The sequence below is a fragment of the Pseudomonas sp. 11/12A genome, assembly GCF_000800055.1.
Taxonomy (GTDB): domain Bacteria; phylum Pseudomonadota; class Gammaproteobacteria; order Pseudomonadales; family Pseudomonadaceae; genus Aquipseudomonas; species Aquipseudomonas mohnii.
In genome coordinates this window covers 4,465,231-4,490,472 of the sequence record NZ_JUGV01000001.1, presented here as the reverse complement: position 1 = coordinate 4,490,472, position 25,242 = coordinate 4,465,231, and the positions used below count along the sequence as shown (strand labels likewise).

The window sequence follows — 25,242 nt, the reverse complement described above, 5'->3', positions numbered from 1 at the left end:
CAAAGAGGGTATCAAGTGAACAAGTGGTTGATTCCAGCGGTTGCCGCCGTGGCTTTGCTCAGCGGTTGCTCCACCGTACAACGTGGCTCGATTCCGGTAGAAGACGCCGGTACCGCCGTCTCCAACAGCGAGCGAATCTCGAACAATGGCGGTTTCCGTCAGACGACGGTGAAGCGCCCGGCGCAAACCCGCCCGCAGGAAATTCCGCAAGGTGATACCGGTGTTGTCGTGATGGTGCCAGGTGGCGGTGCAACGACTTCAACGCCGATCAGCACCACGCCGATTACGCCAGGCCCGATTACACCGGGCCCGATCGATACCGCACCGGTTCAGTCCGCGCCGATCAATCAAGGCAGCTACAGCATGCCATCGGCGCCGAGCGGGATTCCTTCGGCCAGCGCCGGTGGTCTGTCCGCCGACGAGCAACTGGACGGTCCGGTTCTGGCGCTGTTGACGACTGCGCAGCAACAACAGTCCAGCGGTGATCTCAATGGTGCTTCGTCGAGCCTCGAGCGCGCCCAGCGTGTCGCACCCCGTGAGCCACAAGTGCTTTATCGCCTGGCGCAAGTGCGCATGGCTCAAGGTGATGCGCCGCAGGCCGAGCAATTCGCTCGTCGTGGCCTGACCTTCGCCAACGGTCGCCCGGCACTGCAAGCAAACCTTTGGGAGCTGATCGCTCAGGCGCGTGAGAAGCAGGGTGACTCTGCCGGCGCAGCGCTGGCCCGTCAGAAGGCCAAGGTAACGTCGTGATGGACGAGCGCTTTAACAAAGTTGCCGATCAGTTGCTGTTGATCGAACGTGAACTGCGGATTCAGGGCTGGTGGGACGACGTCATGCCAAGCGCAGAGGCGCTTTCCAGTGTCGAGCCATTTTCGGTCGATACACTGGATTTCGAGCAGTGGTTGCAATGGATCTTCTTGCCACGCATGAAAATGATTCTGGAGCAGGATCTGCCTTTGCCCAGTGCATCGGGGATTCAGGAGATGGCCGAAATGGTCTTCGCTGGCCGTAATGTCCAGGGAAAAGATCGGCAGTTGCAAATGTTGCTCAAAGAGTTCGATGTGCTGATCACAGCTTCTCGCTGAGTTCGATCCCTTGTAGCAACCGGGCTTGTTCGCGATGAGCGCATGCCCGGTTCCTGCATGCCTACTGGTGGTTGTTCGCTATTCGTATCTGCGTCTCACTGGTGCGGCTCCTGCCGTTGAACGTCATCCAGTCGCCGCATCGCTCCCTGTACTTCCTCTCTCCGTTGCGGATTGTCCAATTCCTTGTCTCGGGTTGCGCAATTGAAGCTAACACTCATGCAGTTTCACGGTTTTTTCTTGCTTTCTCATGTGCTTAGTTCAATAAAGCACATAGACGACTTGACTTGCAGGGGACGAAACAGAAGAATCCAAAGTCCGCTGTAGAGGGACTGCCAGAAGCAGACCCACTCAGCAGATCATGAGGCGCACATCCGCGCCGACCTGTTACACCCGCAACGCGTTACCTCGCGCTGGGTGGGAAAGGCCCGCAACACTTGGGACGATCCCAATACTTGCTCAGTCAGTGCTGACGTAGTCGGCGACCACCGTCGCTCATGCTCTGCTGGGAAGTAAACCTATTAAGACCCGTCCCCTTATATGTGGGCGGTATTCTGGCGTTTTAGAGGTGAACAACGTGGAGCTTTTATCTGGCGGTGAAATGATCGTCCGCTTTTTGCGTGACGAGGGCGTTAAGTATATCTATGGGTACCCGGGTGGTGCCGCACTGCATATCTACGATGCACTGTTCAAAGAACCATCCGTTCAGCACATTCTCGTCCGTCATGAGCAGGCTGCCACTCACATGGCTGACGGTTATGCGCGCGCCACTGGCAAGGCCGGTGTCGTACTGGTGACATCCGGACCGGGTGCGACTAACGTCATTACCGGTATCGCCACTGCGTACATGGACTCGATCCCGATGGTGATTCTGACCGCCCAGGTGCCGAGCACCATGGTCGGCACGGATGCATTCCAGGAAACCGACATGATCGGTATCTCCCGGCCGATCGTGAAGCACAGCTTCATGATCAAGCACCCATCGGAAATCCCGGAAGTCATGAAGAAGGCTTTCTACCTGGCGCAATCCGGTCGTCCGGGCCCGGTAGTGGTCGATATCCCGAAAGACATGACCAATCCGGCCGAGAAGTTCGAATACGTCTTCCCGAAAAAAGCCAAGCTGCGTTCCTACAGCCCTGCAGTGCGTGGCCATTCGGGCCAGATCCGCAAAGCCGTGGAAATGCTGTTGGCGGCCAAGCGGCCAATCATCTATGCCGGTGGCGGCGTCATCATGGGCAACGGTTCCGCGCCGTTGACCGAGTTGGCGCAACTGCTGAACGCACCGGTCACCAATACCTTGATGGGCCTTGGCGCCTATCCGGGTAACGACCGCCAGTTCGTCGGCATGCTCGGTATGCATGGCAGCTACACCGCCAACCTGACGATGCACCATGCCGATGTGATCCTTGCAGTCGGCGCGCGCTTCGACGATCGCGTTATCAATGGTGCGTCGAAGTTTTGCCCGAATGCCAAGATCATTCATGTCGACATCGACCCGGCTTCGATCTCCAAGACCATCAAGGCCGACGTTCCTATCGTAGGTCCGGTGGAAAGCGTACTGACCGAAATGGTCGCTACCTTCAAGGAAATCGGCGAGGCCCCGAACAAGGAAGCTGTAGCCACCTGGTGGAAGCAGATTGAAGAGTGGCGTGGTGATCGCGACATGTTCCCTTACAACAAGGGTGATGGCAGCATTATCAAGCCTCAGACTGTGATCGAGACGCTGAGCGAAGTGACCCATGGCGATGCCTATGTGTCCTCCGACGTGGGTCAACATCAGATGTACGCGGCCCAGTACTACCGTTTCAACAAGCCGAATCGCTGGATCAATTCCGGCGGCCTGGGCACGATGGGCTTCGGTTTGCCGGCTGCGATGGGCGTGAAACTGAACTTCCCGGATGCTGAAGTCGCCTGTGTGACCGGCGAGGGCAGCATTCAGATGAACATTCAGGAGTTGTCGACCTGTCTGCAACATGGCTTGCCACTGAAGATCATTCTGCTCAACAACGGCGTGCTCGGCATGGTCCGCCAATGGCAGGACATGAGCTACGGTGCGCGTCACTCGCATTCCTACATGGAATCGTTGCCGGACTTCGTCAAGTTGGCTGAAGCCTATGGTCACGTTGGCATGCGCATCACCGACTTGAAGGATTTGAAGCCGATGATGGAGGAAGCGTTCGCGATGAAGGATCGCCTGGTGTTCCTTGACATCAAGGTCGACGCCAACGAGCACGTCTACCCGATGCAGATCAAAGACGGCTCCATGCGCGATATGTGGCTGAGCAAGACGGAGCGTACTTAATCATGCGGCACATTATTTCCTTGCTTCTGGAAAACGAACCCGGCGCTTTGTCTCGCGTAGTCGGCCTGTTCTCGCAGCGCAACTACAACATCGAAAGCCTGACTGTGGCGCCAACCGAAGACCCGACCCTGTCGCGTCTGACGCTGACCACTGTCGGCCATGATGAGATCATCGAGCAGATCACCAAAAACCTGAACAAGCTGATCGAAGTGGTAAAACTGGTCGACCTGTCGGAGAGTGCTCACATCGAGCGCGAACTGATGCTGGTCAAGGTCAAAGCCACCGGCGCCCAACGCGCCGAGATCAAGCGCACCACCGATATTTACCGTGGGCAGATCGTCGATGTCAGCGCCAGCGTGTATACCGTTCAATTGACCGGTACCAGCGACAAGCTCGACAGCTTCATTCAGTCCATCGGCACCGCCTCGATCCTGGAAACTGTACGCAGTGGCGTCACCGGGATTGCGCGCGGCGACAAAGTACTCAGCATCTAAACCAAATTAGCGAATGGCCTGAACGGCCTGGATATATAGGGGAAATTCATGAAAGTTTTCTACGATAAAGACTGCGACCTGTCGATCATCCAGGGCAAGAAAGTTGCCATCATCGGTTACGGTTCCCAGGGCCACGCCCAAGCGTGCAACCTGAAAGACTCTGGCGTTGACGTTACCGTTGGTCTGCGTAAAGGTTCGGCCACCGTTGCCAAAGCCGAAGCTCACGGCCTGAAAGTGACCGACGTTGCTTCCGCTGTTGCAGCGGCCGACCTGGTCATGATCCTGACCCCGGACGAGTTCCAGTCCTCGCTGTACAAGAACGAAATCGAGCCGAACATCAAGAAAGGCGCCACCCTGGCCTTCTCCCACGGCTTCGCGATCCACTACAACCAGGTAGTGCCGCGCGCTGACCTCGACGTGATCATGATCGCGCCGAAAGCTCCAGGCCACACCGTACGTTCCGAGTTCGTGAAGGGCGGCGGTATCCCTGACCTGATCGCGATCTACCAGGACGCGTCGGGCAACGCCAAGAACGTTGCTCTGTCCTACGCTGCCGGTGTTGGCGGTGGTCGTACCGGCATCATCGAAACCACCTTCAAGGACGAGACTGAAACCGACCTGTTCGGCGAACAAGCCGTTCTGTGCGGCGGTACCGTTGAACTGGTTAAAGCTGGTTTCGAAACGCTGGTTGAAGCTGGCTATGCGCCAGAGATGGCCTACTTCGAATGCCTGCACGAACTGAAGCTGATCGTTGACCTCATGTACGAAGGCGGTATCGCCAACATGAACTACTCGATCTCCAACAACGCCGAATACGGCGAGTACGTGACCGGCCCGGAAGTGATCAACGCCGAATCCCGTCAGGCCATGCGCAACGCCCTGAAACGTATTCAGGACGGCGAATACGCCAAGATGTTCATCAGCGAAGGGGCTACCGGCTATCCTTCGATGACCGCCAAGCGTCGCAACAACGCCGCTCACGGTATCGAAATCATCGGCGAGCAACTGCGCTCCATGATGCCGTGGATCGGTGCCAACAAGATCGTCGACAAAGCCAAAAACTAAGTCACGCCCTTGTACGAAAAACGCGGCCCAGGCCGCGTTTTTTCGTTTGGCGGGCCGGTTCTGGTATAAAGCTGCATCGTTTGCGGTGCGAACCGTTGCCGCAGACATCTGTCGAAACTTTCCACCCCGTTGCAAGGTATTGTCCATGAGCGAACGTCCCGAAGAGCCAAACCAGGCTTCTGACGCCGAAAGCCTGCTGCCCATCGATGAGCATGTTGAAGAAGGGCATGACGCTGAAGGCCGTAAAGTCCGGCATCGTGGTATCTATCTTCTGCCGAATCTGTTCACCACTGCGAATCTGTTCGCAGGGTTTTACTCCATCATTAACTCCATGAGCGCACAGAGCGCCCTGAGTGCGGGTGATTCGATTGGCGCGAGCAAGTATTTTGCTTTCGCAGCCATCGCGATTTTCGTCGCCATGGTGCTCGACGGTCTCGATGGCCGTGTCGCGCGCATGACCAATACCCAGAGTGCCTTCGGTGCCGAGTACGACTCGCTGTCGGACATGGTTGCCTTCGGTGTTGCACCTGCCTTGCTGGCATTTGGTTGGGCGCTGGGCGACATGGGCAAGGTCGGCTGGATGGTGGCTTTCATCTATGTAGCGGGCGCGGCGTTGCGGCTGGCGCGTTTTAACACCCAGGTCGGCACCGCCGATAAGCGCTACTTCATTGGCCTGGCCAGTCCGGCTGCTGCTGGCGTCGTGGCAGGGATTGTCTGGGCGTTCAGTGACTACGGTATCCAGGGATCCAAGATGTCCTTCCTGGTGGCGTTAATGGTCGCGGCTGCGGGCATGCTCATGGTCAGCAACATCAAGTACAACAGCTTCAAGGAGCTGGACCTCAAGGGGCGTGTGCCTTTCGTGGCAATCCTGGCCGTGGTGCTGGTCTTCGCCGTAGTGTTCAGCGATCCTCCGCGCATCCTGCTGCTGGTTTTCCTCGCCTACGCGGCTTCCGGTCCGGTGCAGTACTTGTTACATCTTCGTCGGCGCAAAAGCGTCGAGTGATGTAATTTCCCTCATACTCCGCAGTCTGTTGGTGCATCTGTTCTCCAATGCTGCGGAGTAGCCATGCTGATCAAAATCCCCAAGGCGTCTGACTGTCATGAGTCGGACGTCACGCCTGAATCCTGTTATCTCTCTCGACGTCATGTATTGGGCGCTGCCGTTGGCGGCTTGGCGCTGAGCGGGCTGCCTCGCTGGGCTAGCGCCAATGAGGTGGGGCGTTATTCGGATGTTGAACCTGGCAAGGCGCCTTCCTGGTTCAGCGAAAAACTTCCTTCCGCCCGTTGGGATGCAGTCACCGTGAAGGATGAGGCGATCACGCCTTTCAAGGATGCTACCCATTACAACAACTTCTATGAGTTTGGCACCGACAAAGGTGATCCTGCAGCCAATGCCGGCGCGTTAAAGACTGAGCCCTGGACTGTGGTGGTGGATGGCGAAGTGGGTAAGCCGGGACGCTATGCACTCGAAGACTTCATGAGGCCTTATCAGTTGGAAGAGCGAATCTACCGCCTTCGCTGTGTGGAGGCTTGGTCGATGGTCATTCCATGGATCGGTTTTCCCGTCTCGGCGTTACTCAAGCAAGTAGAGCCAACGTCAAAAGCCAAATTCATTCGTTTTGAAACGCTGCAGGATCCCAAGAACATGCCGGGGCAGCGATCCGAATTCGCCTTGATCGACTGGCCCTATGTAGAAGGGTTGCGCATGGATGAGGCGATGAACCCGTTGGCGATTCTGGCGGTTGGGATGTATGGGCGTGAGTTGCCGAATCAGAACGGGGCGCCGTTGCGTCTGGTAGTGCCATGGAAGTACGGCTTCAAAAGCATCAAGTCCATTGTGCGGATCAGTCTGGTCGATGAGCAGCCCAAAACGACCTGGCAGAGTATTGCCCCGGACGAATATGGCTTCTATGCGAATGTGAATCCCGCGGTTGATCATCCACGCTGGACGCAGGCTCGTGAGCGGCGCTTGCCGAGTGGTCTTTTCAAGCCCAACGTGCGTGATACGCAGATGTTCAATGGCTACGCTGATGAAGTGGCGTCTCTATATAGCGGGCTCGATTTGCGGAAGAATTACTGATGCGGTACCCGCTTTGGCGTGTCGGTGTCTTTATTGTCGCGTTGGTGTGGCCCTTGTTCTGGTTGTATCAAGCCTGGACTGATGCGCTTGGCCCGGACCCGGGGAAAGTATTGGTCGACCGTTTGGGCTTGGGGACCCTTGTTCTTCTGCTCATCACATTAAGCATGACGCCTCTGCAAAAGTTCACCGGTTGGGCGGGGTGGATTGCGGTCAGGCGGCAATTGGGTTTGTGGTGTTTTGCTTATGTAGTTCTGCACCTGAGCGCTTATCTGGCGTTTATCCTCGGATTTGATGGGTCGCAGCTGGGTGTCGAGTTACGCAAACGCCCGTACATTATTGTCGGAGCGCTGGGTGTTTTTTGTTTGCTGGTATTGGCAATGACCTCCAATCGATACAGTCAGCGACGTCTGGGTGTGCACTGGAAGAAATTGCATCGCCTGGTTTATGTGGTTTTGGTGCTTGGATTGCTGCATATGCTCTGGATTGTGCGCGCCGATCTGAGAGAGTGGGCTATATATGCCGCTGTGGGGGCGTTGCTATTAGTATTGCGGCTACCGCCTGTAACCCGGCGAATCCCGCGTTTGATGATGAAAAAGGCCTCTTCTGCCAAAAAAGCGTAATTAGTGGTTGACGGCAGATTCTGGAAGCCTATAATTCGCCCCACTTCCGGCGCAGTCGAAACGGAAAACTCCTTGATAAACAATGAGTTACGCAGTTTTCGGCAGCAGGTTGCTTCAGGTCATCGAAGTCGAAAGGAAGTTGAAAAAGAGGTGTTGACAGCAGCGAGTAACGCTGTAGAATTCGCCTCCCGCTGACGAGAGATCGAAGGCGCAAGTGGTTGAAGTTGTTAAGGAATCCTTGAAAACTTCTGAAAATAATCACTTGACAGCAAATGAGGCTGCTGTAGAATTCGCGCCTCGGTTGAGACGAAAGATCTTAACCAACCGCTCTTTAACAACTGAATCAAGCAATTCGTGTGGGTGCTTGTGGAGTCAGACTGCTAGTCAACAGATTATCAGCATCACAAGTTACTCCGCGAGAAATCAAAGATGTAACCAACGATTGCTGAGCCAAGTTTAGGGTTTTCTCAAAACCCAAAGATGTTTGAACTGAAGAGTTTGATCATGGCTCAGATTGAACGCTGGCGGCAGGCCTAACACATGCAAGTCGAGCGGATGAAGGGAGCTTGCTCCCTGATTCAGCGGCGGACGGGTGAGTAATGCCTAGGAATCTGCCTGGTAGTGGGGGACAACGTCTCGAAAGGGACGCTAATACCGCATACGTCCTACGGGAGAAAGCAGGGGACCTTCGGGCCTTGCGCTATCAGATGAGCCTAGGTCGGATTAGCTAGTTGGTGAGGTAATGGCTCACCAAGGCGACGATCCGTAACTGGTCTGAGAGGATGATCAGTCACACTGGAACTGAGACACGGTCCAGACTCCTACGGGAGGCAGCAGTGGGGAATATTGGACAATGGGCGAAAGCCTGATCCAGCCATGCCGCGTGTGTGAAGAAGGTCTTCGGATTGTAAAGCACTTTAAGTTGGGAGGAAGGGTTGTAGATTAATACTCTGCAATTTTGACGTTACCGACAGAATAAGCACCGGCTAACTCTGTGCCAGCAGCCGCGGTAATACAGAGGGTGCAAGCGTTAATCGGAATTACTGGGCGTAAAGCGCGCGTAGGTGGTTTGTTAAGTTGGATGTGAAAGCCCCGGGCTCAACCTGGGAACTGCATTCAAAACTGACAAGCTAGAGTATGGTAGAGGGTGGTGGAATTTCCTGTGTAGCGGTGAAATGCGTAGATATAGGAAGGAACACCAGTGGCGAAGGCGACCACCTGGACTGATACTGACACTGAGGTGCGAAAGCGTGGGGAGCAAACAGGATTAGATACCCTGGTAGTCCACGCCGTAAACGATGTCAACTAGCCGTTGGGAGCCTTGAGCTCTTAGTGGCGCAGCTAACGCATTAAGTTGACCGCCTGGGGAGTACGGCCGCAAGGTTAAAACTCAAATGAATTGACGGGGGCCCGCACAAGCGGTGGAGCATGTGGTTTAATTCGAAGCAACGCGAAGAACCTTACCAGGCCTTGACATCCAATGAACTTTCCAGAGATGGATTGGTGCCTTCGGGAACATTGAGACAGGTGCTGCATGGCTGTCGTCAGCTCGTGTCGTGAGATGTTGGGTTAAGTCCCGTAACGAGCGCAACCCTTGTCCTTAGTTACCAGCACGTAATGGTGGGCACTCTAAGGAGACTGCCGGTGACAAACCGGAGGAAGGTGGGGATGACGTCAAGTCATCATGGCCCTTACGGCCTGGGCTACACACGTGCTACAATGGTCGGTACAGAGGGTTGCCAAGCCGCGAGGTGGAGCTAATCCCACAAAACCGATCGTAGTCCGGATCGCAGTCTGCAACTCGACTGCGTGAAGTCGGAATCGCTAGTAATCGCGAATCAGAATGTCGCGGTGAATACGTTCCCGGGCCTTGTACACACCGCCCGTCACACCATGGGAGTGGGTTGCACCAGAAGTAGCTAGTCTAACCTTCGGGAGGACGGTTACCACGGTGTGATTCATGACTGGGGTGAAGTCGTAACAAGGTAGCCGTAGGGGAACCTGCGGCTGGATCACCTCCTTAATCGACGACTCAGCTGCTCCATAAGTTCCCACACGAATTGCTTGATTCATTGAAGAAGACGATAGAAGCAGCCCGAAATTGGGTCTGTAGCTCAGTTGGTTAGAGCGCACCCCTGATAAGGGTGAGGTCGGCAGTTCGAATCTGCCCAGACCCACCAATTTTGTGTGGGACACCTGTAGAGATACGGGGCCATAGCTCAGCTGGGAGAGCGCCTGCCTTGCACGCAGGAGGTCAACGGTTCGATCCCGTTTGGCTCCACCACTACTGCTTCTGAAGTTTGAAAGCTTAGAAATGAACATTCCATCGATGGATGGTGAATGTTGATTTCTAGTCTTTGGCTAGATCGTTCTTTAAAAATTTGGGTATGTGATAGAAAGATAGACTGAACGTTACTTTCACTGGTAACGGATCAGGCTAAGGTAAAATTTGTGAGTTGCTCTTAATTGAGTAGCGCGAATTTTCGGCGAATGTCGTCTTCACAGTATAACCAGATTGCTTGGGGTTATATGGTCAAGTGAAGAAGCGCATACGGTGGATGCCTTGGCAGTCAGAGGCGATGAAAGACGTGGTAGCCTGCGAAAAGCTTCGGGGAGTCGGCAAACAGACTTTGATCCGGAGATGTCTGAATGGGGGAACCCAGCCATCATAAGATGGTTATCTTAAGCTGAATACATAGGCTTAAGAGGCGAACCAGGGGAACTGAAACATCTAAGTACCCTGAGGAAAAGAAATCAACCGAGATTCCCTTAGTAGTGGCGAGCGAACGGGGACTAGCCCTTAAGTGGCTTTGAGATTAGCGGAACGCTCTGGAAAGTGCGGCCATAGTGGGTGATAGCCCTGTACGCGAAAATCTCTTGGTCATGAAATCGAGTAGGACGGAGCACGAGAAACTTTGTCTGAATATGGGGGGACCATCCTCCAAGGCTAAATACTACTGACTGACCGATAGTGAACTAGTACCGTGAGGGAAAGGCGAAAAGAACCCCGGAGAGGGGAGTGAAATAGATCCTGAAACCGTATGCGTACAAGCAGTGGGAGCAGACTTTGTTCTGTGACTGCGTACCTTTTGTATAATGGGTCAGCGACTTATTTTCAGTGGCGAGCTTAACCGAATAGGGGAGGCGTAGCGAAAGCGAGTCTTAATAGGGCGTCTAGTCGCTGGGAATAGACCCGAAACCGGGCGATCTATCCATGGGCAGGTTGAAGGTTAGGTAACACTGACTGGAGGACCGAACCGACTACCGTTGAAAAGTTAGCGGATGACCTGTGGATCGGAGTGAAAGGCTAATCAAGCTCGGAGATAGCTGGTTCTCCTCGAAAGCTATTTAGGTAGCGCCTCATGTATCACTGTAGGGGGTAGAGCACTGTTTCGGCTAGGGGGTCATCCCGACTTACCAAACCGATGCAAACTCCGAATACCTACAAGTGCCGAGCATGGGAGACACACGGCGGGTGCTAACGTCCGTCGTGAAAAGGGAAACAACCCAGACCGTCAGCTAAGGTCCCAAAGTTATGGTTAAGTGGGAAACGATGTGGGAAGGCTTAGACAGCTAGGAGGTTGGCTTAGAAGCAGCCACCCTTTAAAGAAAGCGTAATAGCTCACTAGTCGAGTCGGCCTGCGCGGAAGATGTAACGGGGCTCAAACCATACACCGAAGCTACGGGTATCACTTAGGTGATGCGGTAGAGGAGCGTTCTGTAAGCCTGTGAAGGTGAGTTGAGAAGCTTGCTGGAGGTATCAGAAGTGCGAATGCTGACATGAGTAACGACAATGGGTGTGAAAAACACCCACGCCGAAAGACCAAGGTTTCCTGCGCAACGTTAATCGACGCAGGGTTAGTCGGTCCCTAAGGCGAGGCTGAAAAGCGTAGTCGATGGAAAACAGGTTAATATTCCTGTACTTCTGGTTATTGCGATGGAGGGACGGAGAAGGCTAGGCCAGCTTGGCGTTGGTTGTCCAAGTTTAAGGTGGTAGGCTGGAATCTTAGGTAAATCCGGGATTCTAAGGCCGAGAGCTGATGACGAGTGTTCTTTTAGAACACGAAGTGGTTGATGCCATGCTTCCAAGAAAAGCTTCTAAGCTTCAGGTAACCAGGAACCGTACCCCAAACCGACACAGGTGGTTGGGTAGAGAATACCAAGGCGCTTGAGAGAACTCGGGTGAAGGAACTAGGCAAAATGGCACCGTAACTTCGGGAGAAGGTGCGCCGGTGAGGGTGAAGCACTTGCTGCGTAAGCCCACGCCGGTCGAAGATACCAGGCCGCTGCGACTGTTTATTAAAAACACAGCACTCTGCAAACACGAAAGTGGACGTATAGGGTGTGACGCCTGCCCGGTGCCGGAAGGTTAATTGATGGGGTTAGCTAACGCGAAGCTCTTGATCGAAGCCCCGGTAAACGGCGGCCGTAACTATAACGGTCCTAAGGTAGCGAAATTCCTTGTCGGGTAAGTTCCGACCTGCACGAATGGCGTAACGATGGCGGCGCTGTCTCCACCCGAGACTCAGTGAAATTGAAATCGCTGTGAAGATGCAGTGTATCCGCGGCTAGACGGAAAGACCCCGTGAACCTTTACTATAGCTTTGCACTGGACTTTGAATTTGCTTGTGTAGGATAGGTGGGAGGCTTTGAAGCGTGGACGCCAGTTCGCGTGGAGCCATCCTTGAAATACCACCCTGGCAACTTTGAGGTTCTAACTCAGGTCCGTTATCCGGATCGAGGACAGTGTATGGTGGGTAGTTTGACTGGGGCGGTCTCCTCCTAAAGAGTAACGGAGGAGTACGAAGGTGCGCTCAGACCGGTCGGAAATCGGTCGTAGAGTATAAAGGCAAAAGCGCGCTTGACTGCGAGACAGACACGTCGAGCAGGTACGAAAGTAGGTCTTAGTGATCCGGTGGTTCTGTATGGAAGGGCCATCGCTCAACGGATAAAAGGTACTCCGGGGATAACAGGCTGATACCGCCCAAGAGTTCATATCGACGGCGGTGTTTGGCACCTCGATGTCGGCTCATCACATCCTGGGGCTGAAGCCGGTCCCAAGGGTATGGCTGTTCGCCATTTAAAGTGGTACGCGAGCTGGGTTTAGAACGTCGTGAGACAGTTCGGTCCCTATCTGCCGTGGACGTTTGAGATTTGAGAGGGGCTGCTCCTAGTACGAGAGGACCGGAGTGGACGAACCTCTGGTGTTCCGGTTGTCACGCCAGTGGCATTGCCGGGTAGCTATGTTCGGAATAGATAACCGCTGAAAGCATCTAAGCGGGAAACTAGCCTCAAGATGAGATCTCACTGGGACCTTGAGTCCCCTGAAGGGCCGTCGAAGACTACGACGTTGATAGGTTGGGTGTGTAAGCGCTGTGAGGCGTTGAGCTAACCAATACTAATTGCCCGTGAGGCTTGACCATATAACACCCAAGCAATTTGCGTCGAAAGGCCAGATTGCGGTGTGTGAAGACGCAATGAACCGAAAGTTCGCAACGATTCACAAAAGCCGCACAAACTATCGCATACCCAATTTGCTGAAGCGTCGAAAGACGGTTCGGTACCCGAATTTCTTGACGACCATAGAGCATTGGAACCACCTGATCCCATCCCGAACTCAGCAGTGAAACGATGCATCGCCGATGGTAGTGTGGGGTTTCCCCATGTGAGAGTAGGTCATCGTCAAGATTAAATTCCAAAACCCCTATCTGCGTATGCAGGTAGGGGTTTTGTTTTTGGCGCAAGAAAAGCACGATTAATCACCGCAGAAATTTGAACAGTTATTTTTGATTCAGGGCACTAGAATAGGTCCAACTTTTTCGGAGCCAGAGCCCTTATGCCAGATCCGGTTGACGCCTCCGGGCTGTCAGATTTACCACTGGGCGATTTGGTGGCGTGTCATGAATGCGACTTGCTGATGCGCAAGCCCAAGCTTGCCCATGGCGAGAAAGCCCTGTGCCCGCGATGTGGGTACGAGCTATACGCCTATCGACACAACGTGGTGCACCGCAGCCTGGCTTTGGTCATCGCGGCGCTTTTGTTATACGTCCCCGCGAACTTTTTACCCATCATGCAGCTCAATCTACTCGGGCAGTCATCGCAAGATACTGTCTGGAGCGGTGTTTTGGGCTTGTTCAATTCGGGTATGCAAGGCGTTGCCGTGATTGTGTTCCTGTGCAGCATGGGTATACCGCTGCTCAAGCTGCTGTGCCAGCTGACGGTATTACTGAGCATTCATTTTGATGTCGGCCGCAGTTACGGTTTGCTGCTTTACCGTATTTATCACCATTTGAGAGATTGGGGGATGCTCGAGGTTTACCTCATGGGTGTACTCGTCGCCATCGTAAAACTGGCAGATATGGCAGCAATGACGATAGGTATCGGGCTGGCCTGCTTCGTTGCTTTGCTGTTGGTTCAAGTCTGGCTGGAGGTTGTAATGTCGCCTCACCAGATCTGGCAGGCTTTATCAGGAGAGGATGCCCATGCGGGCGATTGATGCAGGCATTCTGATTTGCGCCGAATGCCATGAGTTGAACAAGCAGGAAGCTGATGCCGATGAGCAGGTGTGTACTCGCTGTGGTGCCATAGTGCATGCCCGCCGTCCGAATAGCCTGATGCGCACTTGGGCGTTGCTGATTACTGCTGCCATTCTCTATATACCTGCCAATGTGCTGCCGATCATGACCGTGAGTTCGCTGGGCAAGGGTGACCCCAGCACTATCATGTCCGGCGTGATCCAATTGGTTCAGCACGGCATGATCCCTATTGCCGCCGTGGTTTTTATCGCCAGTATCCTGGTACCCACGTTCAAACTGGTGGGCATTGCACTGCTGCTGTATTCCGTACAGCGTCGTCAGCCACTTTCAGCCCGCCAACGTATATGGATGTACCGCTTCATCGAGTTCATCGGCCGCTGGTCGATGCTCGATATTTTTGTGATCGCCATTCTGGTGGCGGTCGTGAACTTCGGGCGACTGGCCAGCGTCGAAGCCGATCTTGGTGCCATAGCCTTTGCCAGTGTGGTCATCCTGACCATGCTGGCTGCAGTAACTTTCGATCCCCGACTGATTTGGGATAACACGGAGTCGGACGACGACCATGACTGATTTGCCAACAGCGAAAACCCGACCGGCCTCGAACTGGTCAGCCATTTGGGTACTCCCCCTGATCGCCCTGATCATCGGTAGCTGGCTTGGCTGGCGTGCTTATTCCGAGACTGGCATCGAGGTCCAGGTGCGCTTTGAAAGCGGCGAAGGCATTCAGGCCAACAAGACTGAAGTCGTCTACAAAGGCATGCCGGTCGGCAAGGTGAAAACGCTCAAACTCGATGATGAAGGAGCCTCCAAGGGCGTAATTGCCACCGTCGAAATGAATAAGGACGTGGAGCAATACCTGCGGACCAGCACGCGATTCTGGTTGGTCAAGCCGAGCGTAACCCTGGCCGGGATCACTGGCCTGGAGACCCTGGTTTCGGGCAATTACGTCGCGATCAGTCCCGGGGAAGGTGAGCCCGCGCGCAAATTCAAGGCCCTGGCCCAAGAGCCGCCGCTATCCGACGCCCAGCCCGGGCTGCACCTGACGATCAAGGCAGATCGCCTGGGCTCGTTGAACCGCGGTAGCCCGGTGTTCTACAAACAAATAAAGGTCGGCCAGATCAAAAGTTACGTGCTGTCCGAAGATCAGAGCACTGTTGAGCTCAAGGTCTTCATTGAGCCGACCTACGCCAAATTGGTGCGTAAACACACGCGTTTCTGGAACGCCAGCGGCATCAGCATCGATGCCAATCTGTCGGGCGTGAAGGTGCGCAGCGAGTCTCTCGCCAGCATTGTCGCGGGTGGCATTGCGTTCGCCACTCCGGAAAATCGCAGGGACAGCCCGCCCACGGATCCGAGTCTGCCATTCCGTCTCTATGAGGACTTCGATGCCGCTGCGGCCGGTATCAAGGTCAAGGTCAAACTCAGTGACTTCGAAGGTCTGCAGGCCGGTCGTACGCCGGTCATGTACAAGGGCATTCAGGTTGGCACACTCAAGGCGCTCAAGGTTGACGCTGATTTGGCGGCTGCGAGCGCCGAACTGACGCTGGATCCGTTGGCTGAAGACTACCTCGTCGATGGCACTCAGTTCTGGGTGGTCAAGCCGTCGATCTCGCTCGCCGGCATCACGGGGCTTGAGGCGCTGGTCAAAGGTAACTACATCGCCGTGCGTCCCGGGGATAAAGGCGCCGCGCCGCAACGCGAGTTCGTCGCGAGGCCCAAGGCGCCGCCGCTGGATTTGCGTTCGCCGGGTCTGCACCTGGTGTTGTTCACCGAGAACCTTGGTTCGCTGGAAGTCGGCAGCCCTGTTCTGTACAAGCAGGTCAAGGTTGGCTCGGTACAGAGCTATCAGTTTTCACGCAAGAAAAACCAACTGGTGATCGGTGTCCACATCGAGAAGGAATACGAAAACCTGGTCAACGCGTCGACCCGATTCTGGAATGCCAGCGGCATTACCCTGACGGGTGGGCTGACCGGAGGTATTCAAGTCAAAAGTGAGTCGTTGCAAAGCTTGATGGCGGGCGGCATTGCCTTTGAAACGCCGCAGGCCAAGGCGCCTTTGCAAAAGCGGATTCCGCGTTTCCGGTTGTTTGCCAGTCATGATGAGGCTACGCAAAAAGGCGAGGTGATCACGATCAGGGTCGATCGCGCCGATGGCTTGCGCGCCGGTACACCGATTCGTTTCAAAGGGCTGGATGTCGGCAAGATTGAAGGCGTCGACCTCACGGATGACCTGCAATCGGTGCTTATCACCGCGCGACTCACTGAAGTGCCTGAGCGCATCGCCCGCGTCGGTAGCCAATTCTGGGTGGTCAAGCCCGAGCTGGGCTTGATCAAGACCTCTAACCTGGAGACCTTGGTCACCGGGCAATACATCGAGGTCCAGCCAGCACCAAAGAACCTTGGTCCGCAGAAAAACTTCACAGCCCTGGCCAGCCCCCCCGAGAGCGCCAAGGTCGAAGCCGGGTTGAGCCTGGTATTGAGCGCTGCGCGGCGTGGTTCACTGAAAGCCGGTGTGCCGGTGACGTACCGTGAAATCACGGTCGGCAAAGTGACCGGGTATGAACTGGGTCAGACCGCAGACCGCGTGTTGATCCACATTCTGATCGAGCCGAAATACGCGCCATTGGTTCGCAGCGGCACTCGCTTCTGGAACACCAGTGGTTTTGGTCTTGATGTCGGGCTGTTCAAGGGGGCGACTCTTCGTACCGAATCGCTGGAGACCATGATTCAGGGTGGGGTTGCATTTGCCACTCCGGATGGCGAACGCATGGGCACCCCGGCGCGGGCGGAGCAGACGTTCCCGCTGTTCGACAAGTTCGAAGAGGAATGGCTGACCTGGGCGCCGAAGATCTCTCTCGGTAAGTAGTCTGGATCTGCCTTAACCCTGTGCCCGAATGAAAAGGCCGCGATCCTGAGGATCGCGGCCTTTTTGTTGCCATCAATTCAAACGTCAGACCGCATCCAGCTCCGGCTCGTCCGCTTCAGCATTGATGGTCGCCTTCACCTGATCATGACGACGGATGTACTTCCAGTCCGCCTCGTCGATGTAGATGCCAGCGGGGCCGCTGCCGCCTTCCAGGTCGATAGCGACACTGGCGCAGACCTGCGGCTTCACGCTCGCCAGGATCGGTACGAAGCCCAGTTGCAGGCTGGTTTCCAGCAACGCTGCCTGGTTCTTCTCGTCGATGTCCGCCGCCTCGTCGAGGTAGTACGGCAAGCGCACACGGCCGGCCAGGTCGCGGTCCATCAAGTGCAGCAACAAGTACATGTTGGTCAGCGCCTTGATGGTCATCGTGGTGCCGTTGGACGCGGCGCCGTCGATGTCGGTGTGGATCACCGGTTGACCGTTGACCTTGGTGATCTCGAACGCCAGTTCGAACAAGTCCTTGAGGCCGAGCTGGTTGTGGTTCGCCGCCACCAGGCGTGCCAAGTATTCCTTGGCCTCTTCGTTCTTGTTGTCCTGTTCTGCGCTCTGGCTCAGATCGAACACCGACAGGGTTTCGCCTTCTTCGTATTGACCGGCGCTATGGATGATCTGGTCGATGTGCTTGAGCGCTTCCTTGTTCGGCGCGAGCACGATGCGGAAGCTCTGCAGGTTCGACACCTGGCGTTTGTTGATCTCGCGGTTGAACAACGCCAACTGGTGCTCGAGGCTGTCGTAGTCGCTGCGGATGTTGCGCAGGGTGCGGGCGATGTCGGTAACAGCGGCGCGACGTGCCTTGCCCAGGGTCAGGGCTTCGTCGGTGCGGTGCGCGTAAGCGTTGATCAACAATTGCAGGCGCCGCTCCATATCGTCTTCGCTGTCGAACTTGGCTACGCCCTTGAGACGCACCTGCGCGTACAGCGCTTCGATCTGGCCGTCGGCGCGAAGCAGACCTTGCCAACTGTCCTGATAATCGTTGAGCAGCGGCAACAGGTTATCCATGGAATCGTCGACCGGGTCCATGAACGGCGTGCCGAAAGGCAGGTCCGCCGGCAGCAACTGACGGCGGCGCAGGGCGTCATCGAGCGTGCGTTGCTTGGCTTCCATGTCGGCGATCTGCCGGCCGACCAGTTGCAGCTTGGCCGACAGTTGCTGGACGCGTTCGGTAAAGGCATCGCTGGAGCGCTTCAATTCGTCCTGCGCGGCTTCCATTTGAGCCAGCTGCTCAAGCTTGTCGCCTTCTTCGGCGCTCAGGGTTTGCGCGCGACGGAAGTCTTCCAGGGCCTTCTGCGCATCCAGCACTTGCTGGTACAGCGCTTCGGTCTGGGTCTTGCTCGCGGCGCGGTCAGCGGCCACGGCTTGCTGGGTTTTCAGTTGCTTGAGTTCTTTGTCCAGGCGCTCTTTCTGGTCGCGCAGTGCCGCACGGTCAGCCAGGGCCTGCAAGGCCGGCGGCTCGATGTGGGAGATGTCGATGGACAGCCCGGGCACTTCGAAACGCTCGCCTTTGAAGCCGTCGAGGATCAGTTCTACGGATTTGACCCAGTCGCCGTTGTCGTCCAGCGCAATGCCGTGCTCGCCCAGGGGCAGGCTGAACAGCGCGCTGTTGAACAGGCGCATCAAGCGTTCGACGTCCTGCTGCGAGAACTCTTCGCGCAAGCGGGCGTAGCTGTTGTTGTCGGCGTGATCGAGTTGCTGCTTGACCGACTTCAGACGTTTTTCCAGATCCCGCAGACGCTCTTCCAGATCCTCGGCGCTGAATTGTCGCGACTGCGCCAGCGCACCGGCCAGTTCATCGTGGGCGTCCTTGGCCGCGAGCAATTGCTGCTCCAGCACCTTGACGTCATCGACCAGGGCAAAGCGATGCTTGAGCACCGACAGCTCGCCGAGCCAGCGCTGGATGCCGGTAATTTCCCGCTCCAGACGCATCAGTTCCTGAGTGCCGCCGCGTTGATCGTTTTGCAGTTCGTCCTGCTCGCGACGGTAGTGTTCGGCCTGGATCGTCAGCTCTTCCTTGCGTGCGCCAGCGTAGTCTGACCAAGTGCCGAGCAAAGAGTCGAGCAAAGGCGAAATCCGGTGCAGTTTGCCACGCAGGATGTCGCGCTGTTTCACGCCGTTGGCCAAGGCTTCGACCAATGGGCCGGCGGCGACCAGCGAGTTGTAGTCCTGCTCCATGCGTCGTACATCGCGGAAGGCTTCTTCGCACGCCGCAATGTAATCCACGCTACCGGAACGCAGGCTGTGTTCGAAGGCATCCAGGAACAATTGCTTGAGCTTGGCCGCTGTGATTTCACGCATGTGCAGCAAGTTGATGAACAGGGCGCGGAAGGTCTTCAGGCTCTGCTCGCTGGTGGAGCGCAGAGGGATCAGCGTCAAGTCCAGGGGGATCGAGGTATGGCCACCGACCAGCAAGCGACGCAATTCATCCGGCTTGAGCTCGTAGGCTTTCAGGCCCTCGCGTTCAAGGTTGGTGAACAGTTCCTTCTGACGCAGGCAGGTATCGTTTTTCTGATAATGGGCCAGGTCCAGTTTGCCGGCATAGGCGAAGAACTGGTGACCGAAACCGCCGCCCGGACCACGACCGACCACGCCGATCACGTGCGGACCGTGGGGCAGGTTCACTTCGACGAGGATGTAACTGGTGTCCGAAGCAAAATAGAAGCGCCGGGATTGTTCCAGGCTGTACTTGCCGAAACTCATGTCCGACATGCGCGCCAGGATCGGGAACTGCAAGGCGTTGATCGAGGCGGATTTGCCCAGGTTGTTCGCGCCGTAGACCGACAGCGGTTCTTCCAGCGGGAACAGCCCGAGGCTGTAGCCGGCGGTGTTCAGTAGGGCAAAGCGGCGGATGCCGTAGCGTTCCTTGCTCATGCGTCGAGCTCCTGTTCTTCGGCGATGGCACGGGCCAGTGCGTCTTCTTCGCTTTCACCATCGAATTCGCTCAAATCGAGCGGGTCGTCGGTCTGCAGCAGCTTTTCATCGCTGTCTTCGTCGATCAGCACCGGCGCCGGCAGTGGCAGCACGCTGTGCAGGCTGGCCGCCAGATCACGGTCCTGTTGAACCGACAGGCACACATCGAGGAAGCGGTGCATCGGCGGCAGGAAGCGGTAGACGCCGTTTTCTTCACTGGCGAAGCCGAGCTGGGTCATGCGGCGCATGATTTTTTCTTCCAGTTCGTCCTGGGTCTGCACTTCAGCCTGGATGAACAGGTCGCGATACTTCTCGAGCAACGATGGCAGTTCATCACGGCCGAGGCTGCCGCCGTCGAGCACGGCGATCGGGTCGCGGCCCTGGTCGGCCAGGTGCTCGACGAGGATGAAGGTGAACAGTGCCAGGCGCTGGGCCGTCTTGTTCACCGCCGCCGCAGCGAGGTCCGGCACGAAGTAGTAGAAACCACGGGTGTCGCAGATCAGTTCAAAGCCCAGCGCCTTGAACAGCGTGCGGTACTGGTCCTGAAAATTCGACAACTGCGCGTACAGCTCTGGATCGCGACGGCTGACGTGGTAGCCCTTGAACAGCTCGCGAAAGATCGGCGCCAGCTGAGACAGTTCGGATAGATCAAGTTGCATGGGGAGTACTGGCATGGAGGGTGCTCGCAGAATTCTCGGAGGCATCAGGACCGGCCGAGAGCAGGGCGAAGGAGCGCAGGCTGACCTGGTGCTCGTGTGTGAAGTAATCGCGGCGTTCCAGACGTTCGCGCTTGAAGCGTTTTTCCCGCGACAGGCGCGAGAACCAATACAGCAGCTCGTCGGTGGCGCCGTCCGGTTCCTGCTCCAGCAGCCAGGTCATCAGGTCCGGCATCGGCAGGGCGTCTTCGCACCGGTCGAGCATCTCCCGGACCGTGCGTGGCGCACGCGGGGCATCGCCGCCCTTGTGGGTCTTGTGTGCCTTGGGGAAACGCGCCGGTTTCGGCTCGAAACGGGCCAGGGCGTAAACATAGGCCTCGACCTGACTGGCGCTGCCGAGGAATGTGCTTTGCGGCCGGGTGAACATCGGCATCGCGGCTTGTGGCACGGCGTCGATACCCTTGCGGCGAATCATCGACAGGGCCAGCGCCGCACCACGGGTCACGGCGTTGTGACGGCGGGCTTCTTCACGCAGCGGCAGCAGCAGTTCGCGGGCGTGACGCAGGGTCAGTTGCGCACTGGTCTGCATTTCGAGGATTCGCGCGTGGGTGCGCAGCAGCATGTCGTCATCAACCAGATGGCCGAGGCGTTGCTGCTCGGTGAGCATGCGCAGCAGCACGTTTTCGACCTTGCGCACACCCTGTTCGAAGGCGCCGTCGGCGTTGACCAACTGAATCATCGGCTCGACGTATTCGTCCCAGGTCGCCAGGACTTCAGCGTAACGCTGGCGCAGCGGGATCTGCCGGTCGCTGGTCTTGGCCCGCTCGGCAACGGCCACCAGGGCCTGTTCGTCGTTGGCGAGCTTTTTCAATACATCGCGTACGCGCATGTCCAGCAGACGCAGTTGGCGCGCCAGATCATTGCCGTCGCGGATGTCGAAGGCGTCCTGGATGTAGCCGGCCAGGCGTTCGAGATGACGCAAATAGGCTTCGATCTCCAGACACAGGCCCAGACGGTGTTCACGGCGCAGGTAAGCGAGGAAGTCGTGGATCTGCGCGTTGAGCTCGAACCGGTTCGGGCTTTTCGCCACGGGAACCAGAATGTCGAGGCGAATCCACACGTCCAGCAGACTGGTGATGTCCTGCGGCGTACTGTCGAGTTGCTGGGCGGCCAGCTGTGAACGCAGTTCGTTGAGGCTCAGTGTGCCTTGGTCGAAGTGCTCGCACAGTGGCTCCAGAAGTGCCCAGTGTTCAGCGAGGGCGCGCAAGACGCGCTTGGGTTCGATCATCGGAATGGCCGGCTGGTTGGCGATTAAAAGCCGAGATTGTACTGCATCGGGACCGATGCGATTCACTCTCGGGACGGACTGTCGCTTTTCTAACGATCAACTGCGGGCGATCTTGAGCGAAGGGCGGTAGAATCACCGCACTTTAGTTATCCACAAGTGGCCGACCTTTGCTTATCGAGTCTCGCCGCCGCGCCTATTTGAACGCCATGCAGGTGGTCAATTGGCTGCCGCGCACCGAATTGCCCTTTGCTGCGCCGTCGCGGCCCGAACTGCTGGAGCTGCCCGAGCCGTTGCCCGTCGCCCCGGCAGTGCCGGCATCTGCGGCCCAGGCGCCTGTGGAACCGCAGGCCAAACCGGCCGAGCGGGTGAAAATCGAAGTACCACGGCCATCGTTGGCAAGCACGCGCACCGGGGCCAAACCGGTGGAAGAAGTCGTAGAAGCGCCGGTCGTCACCAGGGTCGCCCCCGTACCGCCACCTCGTTTTGCCCTGCAGTTGCTGCGGGCAGGGCGTTGCCTGCTGCTGGTGGAGTTACCCACAGGCGAGGCGTTCCAGGCCCGCGATCCCGCTTATCTGTTGCTCAAGGACATGTTGCGCGCAGCCGGCCTGCCGGACAGCCCGCAGATCATCGGCGAGCCGGTGCGCTGGCCGCTGCTGGCCCGAGGCACCATGGATCAGGGCCCGGAAGCGGCCCGTGACTTCGTGCAGGGCTTTATCTCGGCCCGGCTGGAAGACGCGCCGTGCGTCTGTCTATGGCTGATCGGCCTGCCTGCCGTGCGTTTTGCCGGTGAGGCCAATGCCGAATCCTTCAATCGCGAACTCCAGGTCGAAGGCCTGGGCTCGGTCTGGGCCTTGCCTGGCCTGGAATTATTAATGGAAGAGCCACAGCGTAAGGCTGATGTCTGGCAAGCCATGCGTCGGCTGATGGCGCGCTGGAAAGAATCGAATGAGTGACGCTGTATCGTTCCGCCCGATGACCGAGGCGGACCTGGAAGCTGTACTGAAAATCGAATACGCGGCCTACAGCCATCCCTGGACCCGCGGGATTTTTCTCGATGGCCTGGGCAAGTACCAGATCTGGGTGATGTTCGAAGGGCAGCAGCAGGTGGGCCACGGTGTGGTGCAGATCATTCTCGATGAGGCGCACCTGCTGAACATCACCGTCAAACCGGAAAACCAGGGCCGTGGCCTGGGTTTGACGCTGCTGGAGCATTTGATGTCGATTGCCTACAAGGCCCATGCCCGGGAATGTTTCCTGGAGGTGCGTGACAGCAACACGGCGGCGTTCAAGTTGTATGAGCGGTATGGCTTCAACGAGATCGGACGTCGGCGGGATTACTACCCGGCGGTGGGCGGACGCGAAGATGCGGTGGTCATGGCCTGTACGCTGGTAGATTGAACATCTTTGTTACAACTTAAATGCCGATTGCTGGGCAGGAGCCGCCGCAGGCTCCTGTCCAGGATCGATCAACGCTTGTGGTCCAGCGGATCGCGCCGGGCCATTTCCTCTTCATCCAGCCCATTGCCCCCGCCGATGTCGTCCTCATCGACAATGCTCAAGTCCCAATCAGCCTGATCCCCTTTACCCGCTTCATGGGCATCCCGGGCGCCGTCTTCGCGGATCAGGGTTTCCGGACTCAAGTCATCATCCGTGGGCTCGTGGTCAGCGGTCGATGCACCGGTCATGCCGGCTTCGCGCACGCGCCGACGGGACATCAGTTGCGCTCGCTCGCTGTCCGGCAACTCGTCGCCGATCCTGGCATCGGGTTCTTCGTCGTCGAAATCCAGCTCATGCATCGATCCCATGCGATCTTCGTTATCATCAATAGGTTCTGGTTGCACCGCATCATACGGACGTCGTGGATCAGTCATGGCAATTCCTCATACTGTGGGCCTTACTTAGGGTGGACCCACTGGGTTACCGAGAATTCCACCGGCATGGAGCGCCATTTACGAGCTTGCGGTGGCATGTGCATAAAGCGCGTGACCTCGACGGGCGGTTGTCTGTCAAAGCAGCGCATCATTCTCGAGGCTTCATTGCATGAACGAACTACAAGATCTGATCGACAACAACGAGCGCTGGGCTGACGCGATCACCAAAGAAGATCCTGACTTCTTCGCCAAGCTGGCTCGCCAACAGACTCCCGAGTACCTGTGGATCGGCTGTTCCGATGCCCGGGTGCCGGCCAACGAGATCGTCGGCATGCTGCCGGGCGATTTGTTCGTACACCGCAACGTGGCCAACGTGGTGCTGCACACCGACCTCAACTGCCTGTCGGTGATTCAATACGCGGTTGACGTACTCAAGGTCAAACACATTCTGGTCACCGGCCACTATGGTTGCGGTGGTGTTCGAGCCTCGATGCAGGATCGCCAGTTCGGCCTGATCGACGGCTGGCTGCGTTCAATTCGCGATCTTTACTACGAGAAGCGCGAAGAGCTCGCCAAACTGGCCACCGAAGAGGAGCAGGTCGACCGCCTCTGCGAACTCAACGTGATTCAGCAAGTGGCCAACGTCGCCCATACCAGCATCGTGCAAAACGCCTGGCACCGTGGACAGAGCCTGTCGATCCACGGTTGCATCTACGGCATCAAGGACGGTCGATGGAAAAGCCTGAACACTACGATCAGTGGCTTCGAGCAATTGCCGCCGCAGTACCGCCTGCGTCCGGTCGAAGCGCAGTAACGCATTCAGTCGAACAGATGCCGACGCCAGCGCTGTAAAAAGGCCTGGCCGTCGGCGTTTGGCGATTCATTGTAGCCGGTGATCCAGCCGCGACATTTGTACGAACCGCATTGACAGGCGAACTGACGCAACAGTTTGTCTTCGGTGGCGGCGTAGTCGATCGTCAGCCAGTCACCTTTCTGTATGTCCTTCAGCGCCCAAAGCCATAGTTCGCTCATGTCGAGAAAAACATTCGGGTCGCAAGCGTGTTGCAGCAATCCACAGAAGCGTGGGTCGAAGACGTGCACGCCGGGAGCGAGTTGCCGGGTATATCGGCAGCGATAGGGTAGTAGTTGCCCCGATGTCCTGCAGATTCGACTGATACGGGGAAACTCGCGCAAGGCAGCTATGGCAATCGCTGTGCCTTGGTCGTTGGCGATGATCTCGAAGTCTGCCCGGGAGGGGAATCCCAGGCGAGTCGGCAGCTGCGCATAGGGATAGACACCGGCGGGCGGCGCGGCGAGAGAGTTGCGAGGGGCATTGGCTTTCATAACGATCCTTGTTGGCTGGATGCTGCGACTTCCTTCATCTGACGATCCTGTCAGCGCTGCAACATGGTTTCGCC

At 56.8% G+C, this 25,242-nt stretch carries 19 protein-coding genes, 2 tRNA genes and 3 rRNA genes; 19 read left to right on the top strand and 5 right to left on the bottom strand.

The features are described from left to right. Window positions 1–15 precede the first annotated feature (15 nt). From GQ39_RS20635 to GQ39_RS20560, 16 genes are all read left to right on the top strand, one after another. Entirely contained in the window at window positions 16–750 is a 735-nt protein-coding gene (locus GQ39_RS20635; protein WP_047533289.1) for a tetratricopeptide repeat protein, read from the top strand. Further along, a complete protein-coding gene (locus GQ39_RS20630) occupies window positions 750–1,085 on the top strand; it encodes a YqcC family protein (RefSeq protein WP_047533287.1) in 336 nt (111 codons plus the stop codon). The genes GQ39_RS20635 and GQ39_RS20630 overlap by 1 nt, the downstream gene beginning before the upstream one ends. A gap of 574 nt (window positions 1,086–1,659) precedes the next feature. Continuing rightward, window positions 1,660–3,384, top strand: a complete 1,725-nt coding sequence (locus tag GQ39_RS20625; RefSeq protein ID WP_047539072.1) for an acetolactate synthase 3 large subunit — start codon at window positions 1,660–1,662, stop codon at window positions 3,382–3,384. Window positions 3,385–3,386: 2 nt separating this feature from the next. Further along, window positions 3,387–3,878 (top strand): acetolactate synthase small subunit, encoded by a 492-nt coding sequence (gene ilvN / locus GQ39_RS20620; protein ID WP_003205610.1) that lies wholly within the window; start codon window positions 3,387–3,389, stop codon window positions 3,876–3,878. Between the two features lie 48 nt (window positions 3,879–3,926). Further along, a complete protein-coding gene (gene ilvC / locus GQ39_RS20615; protein ID WP_003228216.1) occupies window positions 3,927–4,943 on the top strand; it encodes a ketol-acid reductoisomerase in 1,017 nt (338 codons plus the stop codon). 145 nt (window positions 4,944–5,088) lie between these two features. Further along, window positions 5,089–5,946 carry a CDP-diacylglycerol--serine O-phosphatidyltransferase gene (gene pssA / locus GQ39_RS20610; protein WP_047533271.1) on the top strand — a complete coding sequence of 286 codons (858 nt, stop codon included), beginning with the start codon at window positions 5,089–5,091 and terminating at the stop codon, window positions 5,944–5,946. A 63-nt stretch (window positions 5,947–6,009) separates the two neighbouring features. Further along, window positions 6,010–7,023 carry a protein-methionine-sulfoxide reductase catalytic subunit MsrP gene (msrP, locus tag GQ39_RS20605; RefSeq protein WP_047533268.1) on the top strand — a complete coding sequence of 338 codons (1,014 nt, stop codon included), beginning with the start codon at window positions 6,010–6,012 and terminating at the stop codon, window positions 7,021–7,023. Then, window positions 7,023–7,643 carry a protein-methionine-sulfoxide reductase heme-binding subunit MsrQ gene (msrQ, locus tag GQ39_RS20600; protein ID WP_047533265.1) on the top strand — a complete coding sequence of 207 codons (621 nt, stop codon included), beginning with the start codon at window positions 7,023–7,025 and terminating at the stop codon, window positions 7,641–7,643. Before msrP ends, msrQ begins: the two co-directional genes overlap by 1 nt. Window positions 7,644–8,129: 486 nt before the next feature. Next, window positions 8,130–9,666: ribosomal RNA gene (locus GQ39_RS20595) — 16S ribosomal RNA — on the top strand. Between the two features lie 80 nt (window positions 9,667–9,746). Beyond that, window positions 9,747–9,823 (top strand) — tRNA-Ile (locus GQ39_RS20590). A gap of 28 nt (window positions 9,824–9,851) precedes the next feature. Beyond that, window positions 9,852–9,927 (top strand) — tRNA-Ala (locus GQ39_RS20585). A 247-nt stretch (window positions 9,928–10,174) separates the two neighbouring features. Further along, window positions 10,175–13,066: ribosomal RNA gene (locus GQ39_RS20580) — 23S ribosomal RNA — on the top strand. 149 nt (window positions 13,067–13,215) lie between these two features. Further along, a 5S ribosomal RNA gene (gene rrf / locus GQ39_RS20575) occupies window positions 13,216–13,331 on the top strand. The 16S, 23S and 5S rRNA genes sit together here with 2 tRNA genes alongside, the layout of an rRNA operon. Window positions 13,332–13,479: 148 nt before the next feature. Beyond that, window positions 13,480–14,139, top strand: a complete 660-nt coding sequence (locus tag GQ39_RS20570) for a paraquat-inducible protein A (protein WP_047533263.1) — start codon at window positions 13,480–13,482, stop codon at window positions 14,137–14,139. Beyond that, window positions 14,126–14,749 carry a paraquat-inducible protein A gene (locus tag GQ39_RS20565; RefSeq protein WP_047533260.1) on the top strand — a complete coding sequence of 208 codons (624 nt, stop codon included), beginning with the start codon at window positions 14,126–14,128 and terminating at the stop codon, window positions 14,747–14,749. The genes GQ39_RS20570 and GQ39_RS20565 overlap by 14 nt, the downstream gene beginning before the upstream one ends. Continuing rightward, window positions 14,742–17,045, top strand: coding sequence for a PqiB family protein (locus GQ39_RS20560; protein WP_047533257.1), 2,304 nt, complete (start codon window positions 14,742–14,744; stop codon window positions 17,043–17,045). The genes GQ39_RS20565 and GQ39_RS20560 overlap by 8 nt, the downstream gene beginning before the upstream one ends. An 84-nt stretch (window positions 17,046–17,129) precedes the next feature. On the opposite strand, the gene mksF is transcribed toward GQ39_RS20560, so the two are convergent. The 3 genes from mksF to mksB are packed head-to-tail and all read right to left on the bottom strand — an operon-like array spanning window position 17,130 to window position 21,953. After that, entirely contained in the window at window positions 17,130–19,970 is a 2,841-nt protein-coding gene (mksF, locus tag GQ39_RS20555; protein WP_047533255.1) for an Mks condensin complex protein MksF, read from the bottom strand. Next, window positions 19,967–20,668: an Mks condensin complex protein MksE gene (gene mksE, locus GQ39_RS20550; protein WP_047533252.1), complete on the bottom strand. Its 702-nt coding sequence runs from the start codon at window positions 20,666–20,668 to the stop codon at window positions 19,967–19,969. The genes mksF and mksE overlap by 4 nt, the downstream gene beginning before the upstream one ends. After that, on the bottom strand, window positions 20,658–21,953 hold the full coding sequence (gene mksB / locus GQ39_RS20545) for an Mks condensin complex protein MksB (RefSeq protein ID WP_047533249.1): 1,296 nt from the start codon (window positions 21,951–21,953) through the stop codon (window positions 20,658–20,660). The genes mksE and mksB overlap by 11 nt, the downstream gene beginning before the upstream one ends. A gap of 206 nt (window positions 21,954–22,159) precedes the next feature. Between mksB and GQ39_RS20540 the strand changes: the two genes are divergently transcribed. Continuing rightward, on the top strand, window positions 22,160–22,906 hold the full coding sequence (locus GQ39_RS20540) for a hypothetical protein (RefSeq protein WP_047533246.1): 747 nt from the start codon (window positions 22,160–22,162) through the stop codon (window positions 22,904–22,906). Beyond that, on the top strand, window positions 22,899–23,351 hold the full coding sequence (rimI, locus tag GQ39_RS20535) for a ribosomal protein S18-alanine N-acetyltransferase (RefSeq protein WP_047533242.1): 453 nt from the start codon (window positions 22,899–22,901) through the stop codon (window positions 23,349–23,351). Before GQ39_RS20540 ends, rimI begins: the two co-directional genes overlap by 8 nt. A 68-nt stretch (window positions 23,352–23,419) precedes the next feature. Here rimI and GQ39_RS20530 read toward each other — a convergent pair whose 3' ends face one another. Then, a complete protein-coding gene (locus tag GQ39_RS20530; protein ID WP_047533239.1) occupies window positions 23,420–23,824 on the bottom strand; it encodes a hypothetical protein in 405 nt (134 codons plus the stop codon). A gap of 169 nt (window positions 23,825–23,993) precedes the next feature. Here GQ39_RS20530 and can point away from each other — a divergent pair, with 169 nt between their 5' ends. Next, window positions 23,994–24,638 carry a carbonate dehydratase gene (gene can / locus GQ39_RS20525; protein WP_047533236.1) on the top strand — a complete coding sequence of 215 codons (645 nt, stop codon included), beginning with the start codon at window positions 23,994–23,996 and terminating at the stop codon, window positions 24,636–24,638. Window positions 24,639–24,643: 5 nt separating this feature from the next. Here can and GQ39_RS20520 read toward each other — a convergent pair whose 3' ends face one another. After that, window positions 24,644–25,168, bottom strand: a complete 525-nt coding sequence (locus GQ39_RS20520) for an SET domain-containing protein-lysine N-methyltransferase (RefSeq protein WP_047533233.1) — start codon at window positions 25,166–25,168, stop codon at window positions 24,644–24,646. Window positions 25,169–25,242 lie beyond the last annotated feature (74 nt).